The sequence below is a fragment of the Micromonospora sp. NPDC049529 genome, assembly GCF_055586685.1.
Map to the genome: position 1 here is coordinate 185,118 of NZ_JBVJHT010000005.1, position 11,991 is coordinate 197,108.

An 11,991-nucleotide genomic window follows, 5' to 3' on the forward strand; every position below is an offset into this window, starting at 1 on the left:
CGCCGGCTCCGTCGCGCCCGAGTTGACGTGTAACGGGAGCGGTCGCCGAACCGGCCGACGGATGGAAGAGAGCACGAAGTCATGGCACGCCGTACCGGCAAACCCTCGAAGGTCGACCTGTCCGCCTTCGACCAGGCGGGGGCGCGGGTTCTCGACAACCCGCTCGCCACCGAGGTGGAGGACTCCTACCTGGAGTACGCCTTCTCGGTGATCCACTCCCGGGCCCTGCCGGACGCGCGCGACGGGCTCAAGCCGGTGCACCGCCGGATCCTCTACTCCATGAGCGAGCAGGGCTACCGGCCCGACCGGGGCCACGTGAAGTCGGCCCGGGTCGTCGGTGACGTGATGGGTAAGTACCACCCGCACGGCGACACCGCCATCTACGACGCGATGGTCCGGCTGGCGCAGAACTTCTCCCTCAACGTTCCGTTGATCGACGGCCACGGGAACTTCGGCTCCCCGGACGACGGCCCGGCCGCCGCCCGGTACACCGAGGCGCGGATGTCGCGTGAGGCGATGTTGCTGGTCGGTGAGCTCGGCGAGGGTACGGTCGACTTCCGGCCGAACTACGACGGCTCGCTCTCCGAGCCCGCCGTCCTGCCGGCGGCCTTCCCGAACCTGCTGGTCAACGGCACCTCGGGGATCGCGGTCGGAATGGCCACGAACATGATCCCGCACAACCTCGGCGAGGTGGTCGCGGCGGCCCGGTGGCTGATCAGGCACCCGGACGCGTCGCTGGACAAGCTGATGGAGTTCGTCCCCGGTCCGGACCTGCCGACCGGTGGCCTGCTGCTCGGTCTGGACGAGGTGCGCAAGGCGTACGAGACCGGTCGCGGCGTGGTTCGGATGCGGGGCCGGGTGACGATCGGCCCGCTGGAGGGCAGCCGGGGCCGGCAGGCCATCACCGTCACCGAACTGCCCTACGGCGTCGGTGCGGAGAAGGTGATCGAGGCGATCACCGACGAGGTACGCGGAAAGCCGATCACCTCCGGCCCGCGCAAGGGCCAGCGCCAGCCGGCCCGGTTGCAGGGCATCGCCGACGTGAAGGACCTGACCGACCGGGAGAACGGCACCCGCCTGGTCATCGAGTGCAAGGTCGGGGTCAACCCGCAGGCACTGCTCGCCGACCTCTACCGGCTGACCCCGCTGGAGCAGTCGTTCGGTGTCAACAACCTCGTCCTGGTCGACGGGCAGCCGCAGACCCTCGGCCTGAAGGCGCTGCTGGAGGTGTTCCTCGCCCACCGCTACCAGGTGGTGACCCGCCGTACCTCGTTCCGTCGGCGCAAGCGGCAGGACCGGCTGCACCTGGTCGACGGGCTGCTGGTCGCGCTGCTCGACATCGACGAGGTGGTCCGGCTGATCCGGGGCAGCGACAACGCCCTGGCCGCCAGGGACGCCCTGATGGGGCGGTTCCAGCTCTCCGAGATCCAGGCCGGCTACATCCTCGACACGCCGCTGCGGCGGTTGACCAGGTTCGACCGGATCGAGCTGGAGGCCGAGCGGGACCAGTTGCGCAGCGAGATCGCCGCACTGTCGGCGATCCTCGACGACGAGAGCGTGCTGCGCCGGGTGGTCTCCGACGAGTTGGCCGCGGTGGTGAAGGACTTCGCCACCGAGCGGCGGACGACCCTGGTCGACGGGGACCTCAAGGAGGTGCTGGCCGCCTCGGCGCCGGCCGGTCCGCTGGAGGTCGCCGACGATCCCTGTCAGGTGATCCTCTCCGCGACCGGTCTGGTCGCCCGGACCGCCGCCGAGTCCGAGGAGACCTCCGAGGGCCGGCGCCGCAACGGCCGGACCAAGCACGACGCCGTCCGTACGGTGGTCCGGGCCACCGCCCGTGGTCAGGTGCTGCTGATCACCAGCGCGGGTCGGGCGTTCAAGACCGACGTCCTGCCGTTGCCGGTGCTGCCGGAGCAGGCCGGGACGGTGTCGGTCAGCGGCGGCATGTCCGCGTCCGAGCTGGTGTCGTTGAGTTCGGGCGAGACGGTGGTGGGGCTCGCGCCGCTGGGTGAGCACGCGACCGGGTCACCGGGCCTCGCCCTGGGCACCCGGCAGGGCGTGGTCAAGGTGTGTGCGCCGGAGTGGCCGGTCCGGGCGGACGAGTTCGAGGTGATCGGGCTGCGCGAGGGCGACGAGGTGGTCGGTGCGACCTGGCTCGCCGACGGCACGGAGGCGCTCGTCTTCGTCACCTCCGACGCCTCGCTGCTGCGGTTCCCGGCACAGCTGGTCCGGCCGCAGGGCCTCAAGGGTGGCGGCATGGCCGGGGTCAACCTGGCCGCCGACGCGCAGGTCCTGTTCTTCGGCGCGGTCCGGGCCAACGACCCGGAACACGGCGATCCGATGGTGGTGACCAGCACCGGCAGTGGTGTGAAGGTGACTCCGTTCGCGCTCTACCCGGCCAAGGGACGGGCCACCGGCGGAGTGCGGGCACAGCGGTTCCTCAAGGGCGAGACCCGGCTGGTGGTGGCCTGGGTGGGCCCGCGACCGGTCGGTGCGAGCAAGCGGGGAGAACCGCTCGCCCTGCCCGCCCCGGACGAGCGCCGCGACGGATCCGGCACCGCCATCTTCGGCCCGGACATCATCGGTCACCTGATCGAACGGGGCTGACGGTACGGGCGAATCCCGCCCGTCCGACCGGTGGCGTGACCACCGGTCGGCCCGGGATGAACGGCGGGTGATGTCACACCGCCGATCGGGTGGCGCGATGTGTACGGCAGATGAACGGGCTTCCACCATGGACGCCCGTTCCCGTTGTCCCGCAGTGGCGTGCGTCACCCGTCGGTCACGCGTACCCGACGATTTCGGGATCCGACTGACCCTCGGATGCGGTGCGGGTCACTGGTTGTGACCAAATAGGACTCTGTTGTCGTAGCAGCTGCGGCTCGGGTCGCCCGGCGCCGCAACCCTTACCGGGCAATGGGTTGGTGCGGGGACACTTCCTTTCGCGGATGACAAACTCTGCCAGATCCACCGCTGGCGGAACGGCTGTGGCAGCCGTATCCTGCTCCCGGCGCGTTTCCTGTTGCGCCAAACGGGGAGGTCATAACATGTCGAGCTGGCCGACGGTGCGCCAGGATTCGGTCGGGCAGCCCGCCGACGAGGGAAATGGCCAGTCGGTCCCGCTGTCGGGCCATGCAACGGTGGTTGACGAACCGGAGGTCGATACGGCGATCCCCAAACCCCGTACAGCGCGTGGGCGGGCCACCGCGCCGGGTCACTCACCGTACGCGACCACTGCGGTTCTGCCGTACGTCAGTTCCCGCGCCTCGGGGCGTACCCGTGGATTGCGGGCCTGGATGCTCACCGCGCCGGTCGACCTCGTCGCGCTTCTGGCGCCGCTGCTGCTGACCGACCGCTACCAGCGCGGCACCCTGTTCACCGCCGCACTGACCATCACCATCTTCGCGACCGGTGGCCTCTACCGGGCCCGCCGGCACGTGAGCATCCTCGACGAGCTGCCGAGCATCTGTGGCCGGCTGCTCGCCTCGGCCGGCATCGTGGCGGTGATCGCGGCCTCGCGGCACGACGAGCTCCAGTACCTGGTCGGCTTCATGCACGGGGTGGCGCTCTCCGCCGGGCTGGTCATCGTCGGGCGGGCGTTCACCCGGAAGATCGCACTGGTCGCCCGGAAACGGCGGTGGGCGGAACACAACGCGATCATCCTCGGCGGCGGCCCGATCGCCCTCGAGATCGCCCGGTTGCTGCGCCGTTACCCTCAGTACGGCCTGCGTTTCGCCGGCTGCGTCGACGCCGAGATGCACCAGGAGCCCGGTGCGGCACCGCTGATCGGCACCTTCGCCGACCTGGAAAAGCTCATCTCGGTCGTCGAGTGCGACGTGCTCATCATCGCCGACCCCAGCTCCGACGAGGCGAGCCTGATGGAGATCCTGCAGCAGCCGGCCTCGGCGAGCTGCGACCTCTGGGCGGTGCCCCGACTCTGGGGCTCCCGGTCCTACGCCGGTCTGCCGGACCACATCGGCGCGATCCCGGTGGTGCAGATCCGGCACACCACGCTCTCCGGCCCCAGGTGGGCGGTGAAGCGGGCCTCCGACATCATCTTCGCGACCATCGCCCTGATCGCGCTGAGCCCGATCCTGCTGCTCTGCGCGATCGCCACCTTCCTCGACGGGGGACGGGGGATCTTCTTCTACCAGGAGCGGATCGGGCGGTACGGCCGGCCGTTCAACGTCATCAAGTTCCGCTCCATGCGCCCGGTCAACGAGCGGGAGTCGCAGACGAACTGGTCCATCGCCAACGACCAGCGGGTCAGCCCGATCGGTCGGTTCATGCGGCGTACGTCGTTGGACGAGTTGCCGCAGCTCTGGAACATTCTGCGCGGCGACATGACGGTGGTCGGACCCCGCCCCGAGCGCCCGTTCTTCGTCGAGAAGTTCTCCGCCGAGCACCCGGACTACGCGATGCGGCACCGGGTGCCGGTCGGGTTGACCGGGCTCGCCCAGGTCAGTGGCCTGCGCGGGGACACGCCGATCTCCGACCGGGCCCGGTTCGACAACTACTACATCGAGAACTGGTCGCTCTGGCTGGACATCAAGGTCGTGCTGCGGACGGTGGCCGAGGTGTTTCGTGGGGGTGGGCGGTAAGGGCCGCCCCAACCCCTGGTCATCTGAATGAGTGCGGCTTCGTCGGGCTGACCATCCCGCACGCGGCCCGACTCCTGGTCGGCGCGCAGCACCGGATCCTGCTGCCGACCTGCGTTGTCGCCGGCGCGGTCTTCCTGATCTGGGCCGACACCGCCCGGACCGTGTTCGACCCGCAGGAGCTGCCGGTCGGGGTGCTGACCGCGCTGATCGGAGTGCCGGTGTTCGCCCGCGCCCTGCTCCAGGAGCCGGACCTGCTGCTGCACGACGGGCGGGTGCCGCCGCCGGCACCCCGGTCGAGGTGCTCACACCGGAGCGCCTGCTCCCGGTCTACCGCACACCCGCCGAGGTCGGTGTCGAGCCCGACGGCCGGCCGAGGGTACGTTTCCGCCACCCCCGGCCGCCGGCCGCCGGTCCCTAGTCCGACTACCTGCCGTTCGGCGCGGTGTCCCACTCCGGGTTGCCGAGCGTGGTCACCCAGCCGCGTACCCGCTCGACGTTGCCGGGGGCGAAGGCGAGGCCGAGCAGGAGCAGCAGCCGCGCCTTCTGCGGCAGCAGGTCGTCTCCGGCGATGATCGGGGCGGTGGTGCTGCCGCCGTAGACGGAGCCGGAGCCGGTGCGGGTCGTACTCACGAAGACCACGCCCTGCGCGGCGGCGGCGGTCCGGGCGCTGCTCTGCGCGGACGACAGCCCACCGGCGCCGGTGCCGGCGGTGACGATGCCCTTGACCCCCGCGGCGGCGAAGCCGCTGATCGCCTCACCACCGGCCTGCTGGTAGCTGTAGACGACCTCGACCCGGGGCAGCGCGGTCGGCTGGATCCGGGACAGGTCGAACGGGGTCAGCCAGTCCCGGGTACGGTCGCAGTCGTCGACCCGCGCCGGGGCCCGCCCGACCTTGATGTTCGGCCCGTCGACCCAGCCCAGTACGCCGAACTCCCGGCTCTGGAAGGTGTCCATCCGGCTGGAGTTGGTCTTGGTGACGTCGCGGGCGGCATGGAACTCGTCCCCGAGCAGCAGCACCGTTCCGTAGCAGTACGTGGTCTGGCTCGCGGCCAGCACGATCGAGTTATACAGGTTCGCCGGCCCGTCCGCGCCGATCACCTGTGGCCCGTCCGGGGTGACCGCCGCCCACGGCCGCATCGCGCCGGTGATCACCACCGGCTTGCGGCTCTGCACGGTCAGGTCGAGCCAGTACGCGAACTCCTCCATCGTGTCGGTGCCGCTGGTGACGACCACCGCGTCGGCCGACTTGAGCGCGTTCTGCACGGCGAGGGTGAGCGCGTGGAACTCGGCCATGGTGTAACCGCCGGAGCCCTTGTTGCCGAACTGCACCGTGCTGACGTCGGCGACCTGTCCGATCTCCGGTTGGAGCTGGCCGACCATGCTGGCGATCGCGATCTGCCCGGACCGGTAGTCGGTGAAGCTGCTGCGTGAGGTGGCGACGCCGGAGATGGTGCCACCGGTGCCGATCACGGTCACCTTCGGTTTGCGGGTCTTCGCCGTGGTGAGCGCCTCGGTGTAGGCGACGCTGCGGATCCCGGTCGGCGCCTGCACCCCGGTCACCGCGCCGGCCGGCGGTGCCCCCGTGTCGGCGGGGTCGACCTGTGCGGTCAGGCCGAGCACGAGCGTGGCGCCGAGGGTCGCGCTGACCAGGGGCGTGAGTACGGCGCCGAGACGCCACGGCGCGGGTCGCGGTCGGGCCGGCGCTTCGAGCTGCGCCGACTCGATCGACAGCTTCGGTTCGGTGTACGACGTCGGTTCGGCGGACGACGTCGGTTCGGACGGGATGGTCGGGTCGGACATGGTGGCCTCCGCGGTGCCTGCGGTGGTAGGGGAAACCGCATCCTCCGAGGCCGAGTTTTCGATCTTGTTAAGCATCGATTTCACCTAGCCGGCCGCGTTTCACCTCGCCGGTCCTGCTTCACCTGGCCGGTTCTGCTTCATCTCGCCGGCCCCGGTGACCGCCGGCTGGCGATCCGGACTACTTCCTGCCGACAGCGGGCGGTTCGCCCCTTACCGGGTGGGCCTTCTAGCCTGGGCGGGTGCGGATCAAAACTGGATCGTTCCTGCTCGCCCTCGGTGTCACCGCTGTCCTGCTGCCCGGCTGCGGGCGTGCGGCCGACACCGGCCCGACGCCGCCCGGCCCGACAGCGGACGGGAGCGCGGTTGCCGCCGACCCGGCGACCGGTACGAGCGACGGCCTGGGCGCCGCGCCGACGGGCCGGCCGTCGACCTCACCCGCCGGGGCCCCGGCGCCACCGGCGCGGGCGGGCAACCCCGACGGTGGCGCCACCATCCCGGCCGAGGGCCGTGCCGTGGACACCAGCCGACCGACCCGCACGGTCGGCACCGGTACGCCCGCGAGCTGCACAGGGAAGGGGGTCGTGTCGGCGGTCGCGGCGGGCGGGATCATCACCTTCGACTGTGGCCCGGATCCGGTGACCATCACCCTGACCGAGACCGCGAAGGTGCGCAACGCGAACGGGCCGAGGGTGGTGCTGGACGGCGGCGGCAGGGTCACCCTCAGCGGCGGCGGCAAGCACCGGATCCTCTACCTGAACACCTGTGACCAGGCGCAGGGCTGGACCACGTCACACTGCGACAACCAGGATCATCCGCAGCTCACCGTGCAGAACCTGACGTTTGCCGACGGGAACTCCACCGGGGAGAAGGTCGAGGGCGGCGGCGGGGGAGCGATCTTCGTCCGGGGCGGGCAGTTCAAGGTGGTCAACTCGCGCTTCGTCCGCAACCGGTGCGACCGTACCGGGCCGGACCTGGGCGGTGCGGCCATCCGGGTGCTCAGCCAGTTCCAGGGCAGACCGGTGTACGTGGTGGACAGCACCTTCGGTGGCGCCGCCGGCCAGGGCGGCTCCTGTTCCAACGGCGGCGCGTTGAGCAGCATCGGTGTCTCCTGGGTGGTGCTCAACAGCGTGTTCAGCCACAACGAGGCGATCGGCCGGGGCGCCAACCCGGCTCGTGGCGGCACACCCGGCGGTGGCAGCGGCGGAGCGATCTACTGCGACGGCAACCGGTTCACCGTACGGATCGCCGGCAGCATCGTGGAGAACAACCAGGCGCAGGAAGGGGGCGGTGCGGTCTTCTTCGTCAGCAACGACCGCAGCGGCACCATGCGGATCGAGGGTTCGACGCTGCGACGCAACCCGAGCGACGGTTTCGAGACCCAGGGATTGCCCGGAATCTTCTTCCTCGGCGCCAGCCGGCCGACGATCATCGGATCGAAATTGAGCTGATCCCATTGATCATGTCACGCAGTCGCGTGCCACGGACAAACACCCGTTTCCCATTTCAAGAGAACAGCGCAAGAATTCGGAAGACAGCACGAAATCCATTGTGGAAGCTGGAGTCGCATCTCTAAGTTCTGGTGCATGAGTCTCCCGACCGAACCGATCGGCAGCATCCCCCGCCCACCGGAACTGCTCGCCGGCATCGCCGAGCATGACGCCGGAAAGCTTGGGCGCGACGCGCTGGACACCCTCTACGACGACGCGGTGCGCGACACGATCGCCCGGTTCGAGGCGCTCGGCTCACCCGTCGTCACCGACGGCGAGCAGCGCAAACCGAGCTTCGCCACCTATCCCGTACACGGATCGGCGGCACTGTCCCCCGACGGGGTGGTGATCCCGTTCGCCGACGGCCACACCCGTACGCTGCCGAGCCTGACCGCCGGCCCGTTCCGGTACGCCACCCGGGCCGAAGGCTACCTGCGCGCCGCCCAGCGGCACGCGACCGTACCGGTCAAGCAGGCCGTCATCGCCCCGTCCGCGCTGAGCCTGCTCTACCCGGCCGCCGGCATCCCCGGCTACGACCGGGAAGCCTTCCTCGACGACCTGGTCGACGAGGCGGAGGCGGACATCCGGGGAGCCCTCGACGGCGGCGCCCACAGCGTCCAGCTCGACTTCACCGAGGGGCGGCTGTCGGTCAAACTCGACCCATCCAAGGGCATCCTCGACTCGTTCGTGGCACTGAACAACCGGGTGCTGGACCGGTTCACCCCCGAGCAGCGGGAACGGATCGGCGTACACACCTGCCCCGGTGGCGACCGGGACTCGACCCACAGCGCCGACGTCGACTACGCCGAGCTGCTGCCGAGCCTGTTCGCGCTGCACGCGGGCGCCTTCTACGTGCAGCTCGCCAGTGAGTCCGAGCCGGACCGGGTGCTCGCGGCGATCGCCGCCCACGCCCGCCCGGACCAGCGGATCTTCGTCGGGGTGATCGATCCCATCGACCCGGTGGTCGAGACGCCACAGCAGGTCCGCGACCGGGTGCTGCGGGCCGCCGAGTACATCCCGCCGGACCGGCTCGGCACCTGCGACGACTGCGGGTTCGCCCCGTTCGGCGACGACCTGTCGACCTCACGAGAGACGGCCTGGGCCAAGGTGCGCGCCCGGGTGGAAGGCACCGAACTGGCCGCACGAGAACTGGGAGTGTGAAAACGTGGCACACATCGATCTGGGCGTCGACGAGAGCGAGTTTCCGGGTATCCGGGGCCCGATGCGGTTCCGTCCGGAGACGGCCAGCCCGCTCAACGAGCTGGCCGAGGTGCTGCTGCGGCAGGTCCCGCACCCGCTGACCCCGGGTGAGCGTGAACTGATCGCGGCGTACGTCTCCGGGCTCAACGACTGCGAGTTCTGCTGTACGTCGCACTCGGCGTTCGCCGCCCGGCAGCTCGACGAGGGCATGGAGCTGGTCGACCAGGTGCGGGCCGACCTCGACACCGCGCCGGTGTCGGCGAAGCTGCGCGCGTTGCTGCGGATCGCGGGCGCGGTCCAGAACAGTGGCCGTAAGGTCACCCCCGACCTGGTCGAGGCCGCCCGCACCGAGGGCGCCACCGACCTGGAGATCCACGACACGGTACTGATCGCGGCCGCCTTCTGCATGTTCAACCGGTACGTCGACGGGCTCGGCACCCTGGTACCCGCCGACTCGGCCTACTACCCGGCGTCGGCGGAACGGATCGTCACGGTCGGCTACGGCACCTGAGTCGTACCGTCGGCATCGAAGGCCCGGGCGAGCCGGTCCTGGAGCCGGGCGTGCCGGAACTGGTAAACCGAGCCCACCACCCGGAGGATCTCCCGCTGGTGGGCGTTTTCCAGGAACCGCATCCCGCGTACCGGGCCGTCTCCCCGGGCCCACAGTTGCAGGAAGAGCGCTCCGGTGCGCCAGGTGCTGGACACCGTGATCGTGGCCGCGACGGCAGTCGCCAGCCCGAGCGTCAGACCGGTGACGATCCCGACTCCGGCGGCGACCGGCAGCGGGTCGTGCCGGATGGTGGCCATGGCGTCGGTGAACCCGGCCGCGAAGCCGACCACGAGACCGAAGATGCCGCCGACGGAGAGGCCGCGCCGCCGGTCCTGCCGCCAGGCGGTGATCGGGTCGATCGGGGCGGCGACGTCGAGTGAGGCCGCCGAGAAGCCGTCGATCAGGCCGAACGCGAGGACGAAGGCCAGCCCGGTGACCAGCCCGGTGCCGAGTCCGGTCGGCAGGCCGTAGGCGAGACCGACCGGTACGCCGGTCCCCAGTCCGATCGGCACCCCGGTCGCGAGTCCGGCCGGCAGCCCGTGGGTGAGCCCGGCCCGGATGGTGCGCCCGAGCCCGGACTGCGGGGCGAGGGCGGAGCCGGTCGGCCGGAGCCCGACCCCGGAGGCGACGCCGGTGGCGATCCCTGCGGCGAGGGCGGCGCCGACAGCGACCGGGATCGCGGTGGTGGGCCCGAACGTCGGACCGACCGTCAGCATGGTGGCGACGCCGGCCGCGAGTCCGGACACCAGTCCCATGCCGAGGCTGAACCGGGAGCCGGCGGATCCGGAGAACCCGCCCACCGGGGACTCCCGGCGCTCGACGGCCAGCCCGATCGCCAACCCCAGCAGCAGGCCGATCACGGTCGCCGGCAGCGGGTCCATGGTGGAGCGTTCGCCGAACTCCTCGGTGAACCGGGCGACGACGGTGGCGGTCGCCCCGGCGGCGAGGCCGACGAACAGCAGCGTGGCGATGATCCGTGCCGGTGCCGACGCCCACTCGTGCATCCGCCACCAGGCGAGGTCACGGGTGCTGCGGCGGCTCATCTGGGCGGCGGCGTGGCCGAGCCAGCGTCGGGCCCGGACCAGGTCGTACGGGCCGGCCTCCTGACCGGGGCGGACCCGGTACGCGGCGGGCAGGACCCGGTCGAGCAGGAAGTCCTCGATCTCGGTCGGATCGTCGAAGCGGTCCGGTGCCAGCAGTTCGTCGACGTCGGCGGGGTCGGCGAAGGTGTCCCGGAGCAGGGTGACGGTCAGCGGCGAGGAGAGAGCACGGGCGAGCGGGCTGTCCGGTTGCTCGCGGAGCCGCCGCACCAGGCGTTGCCAGGCCGGGGGTGGGGCCGTCACCCGCCACCGGGCCAGATAGTCGGCCGCGACGCCTGCCGGCAGCGGGCGGAGTTCGAGCGCGGCGGCGCCGTGCAGGTGCCCGGTGCGTACGGCGTCGGTGAACTCCTCGCTCCGGGTGAGCAGCACCAGCCGGAAGTCCGCCTGTTCGTCGATCGACTCCAGTGCGCTCGCCCGTGACTGCGCCGCCATCTCGTCGAAGCCGTCGAGAAAGAGGGCGACCAGGCCCTCGTCGACCAGCCGGGCGGCGACGTCGGGCCCGTACTCCGGTGCGTTCAGGAAGGCGAATTCGCTGGTCAGCCGGCCGACCAGCCAGTGCCGTAGCGACTGCCGTCGCGGCTGCCAGCTCTGCGGGGTGAGCAGTACCGGGACCGGCACCCGTCGGCGTACCTCGGTGTCGAGCCGGCGCCGGTGGTGCAACGCCTCGACCAGGGTCAGGATCGCCGCCGCGGTCTTGCCGGCGCCGGGGTCGCCGAGGATCACCAGCCGGCCGGAACTCAGCCCGGCGTAGACCCGGAAGAGCTGCGCCACCCCGCCCGCCTCGACCATGTCGGCGGTCACCGCCTCGGTGCCCGGTAGCGGTTCGAACCGCCCCAGGGTCAGCCCGTCGGAGTCGCCGATCGCGTCCTCGACCCGCCCGGTGACCGGTCGGGGCGACCAGGTCCAGCGGACCGGGATCGGCGCCGGCCGGTGCAGGCGCCGGTCGGCCGCCGCCTTCTCCCACTGCTCCTGCACCGCCTTGGCGAGGGCGTCGGCGGCCAGCGCGAGCGACTCGGCGCCGTCGCGCCCCTGAAGTCGCCGGTGCCGCCAGAGCACGGCCACCAGGCCACTCAGCAGAGGGGTGACGATCGCCATCACGACCGAGACGACGATCCCGGTCGCCTCCTTGTTGCCGGCGGTGAGGGTGAAGGCGAGTGCCGCCCCGCCGGTCAGCAGCAGCCCGAGCGAGGCCAGACCGACCACGGGCCACAGTCGTAGGCGGTCGGCCGGCGGCATGCCCCGAAGTGTGACAG

The 11,991-nt window shown here is 71.2% G+C and carries 7 protein-coding genes and 1 pseudogene; 6 read left to right on the forward strand and 2 right to left on the reverse strand.

All coding sequences use genetic code 11. The features are described 5' to 3' along the window. Window positions 1-81: 81 nt before the first annotated feature. The 3 genes and pseudogenes from ACZ6QQ_RS10400 to ACZ6QQ_RS10410 form a co-directional block, all read left to right on the forward strand. The gene (locus tag ACZ6QQ_RS10400; protein WP_465875667.1) at window positions 82-2,607 is read left to right on the forward strand and encodes a DNA gyrase/topoisomerase IV subunit A; all 2,526 of its coding nucleotides are present in this window, start codon (window positions 82-84) and stop codon (window positions 2,605-2,607) included. 689 nt (window positions 2,608-3,296) lie between these two features. Further along, window positions 3,297-4,601: a sugar transferase gene (locus ACZ6QQ_RS10405; RefSeq protein ID WP_465875668.1), complete on the forward strand. Its 1,305-nt coding sequence runs from the start codon at window positions 3,297-3,299 to the stop codon at window positions 4,599-4,601. Window positions 4,602-4,696: 95 nt separating this feature from the next. Next, window positions 4,697-4,777, forward strand: a pseudogene (locus ACZ6QQ_RS10410) (hypothetical protein); the annotation flags it as partial. A gap of 247 nt (window positions 4,778-5,024) precedes the next feature. Here the strand turns inward: ACZ6QQ_RS10410 and ACZ6QQ_RS10415 are convergent. Further along, the gene (locus tag ACZ6QQ_RS10415) at window positions 5,025-6,401 is read right to left on the reverse strand and encodes an asparaginase (RefSeq protein ID WP_465875669.1); all 1,377 of its coding nucleotides are present in this window, start codon (window positions 6,399-6,401) and stop codon (window positions 5,025-5,027) included. Window positions 6,402-6,640: 239 nt separating this feature from the next. Here ACZ6QQ_RS10415 and ACZ6QQ_RS10420 point away from each other — a divergent pair, with 239 nt between their 5' ends. From ACZ6QQ_RS10420 to ACZ6QQ_RS10430, 3 genes are all read left to right on the forward strand, one after another. Next, on the forward strand, window positions 6,641-7,849 hold the full coding sequence (locus ACZ6QQ_RS10420) for a hypothetical protein (protein WP_465875670.1): 1,209 nt from the start codon (window positions 6,641-6,643) through the stop codon (window positions 7,847-7,849). Between the two features lie 135 nt (window positions 7,850-7,984). Then, entirely contained in the window at window positions 7,985-9,049 is a 1,065-nt protein-coding gene (locus ACZ6QQ_RS10425) for a cobalamin-independent methionine synthase II family protein (protein WP_465875671.1), read from the forward strand. A 4-nt stretch (window positions 9,050-9,053) separates the two neighbouring features. Beyond that, window positions 9,054-9,599, forward strand: a complete 546-nt coding sequence (locus ACZ6QQ_RS10430) for a carboxymuconolactone decarboxylase family protein (RefSeq protein WP_465875672.1) — start codon at window positions 9,054-9,056, stop codon at window positions 9,597-9,599. On the opposite strand, the gene ACZ6QQ_RS10435 is transcribed toward ACZ6QQ_RS10430, so the two are convergent. Continuing rightward, entirely contained in the window at window positions 9,587-11,974 is a 2,388-nt protein-coding gene (locus ACZ6QQ_RS10435; protein ID WP_465875674.1) for an NACHT domain-containing protein, read from the reverse strand. The two genes, ACZ6QQ_RS10430 and ACZ6QQ_RS10435, sit on opposite strands and share 13 nt — an antisense overlap. Window positions 11,975-11,991 lie beyond the last annotated feature (17 nt).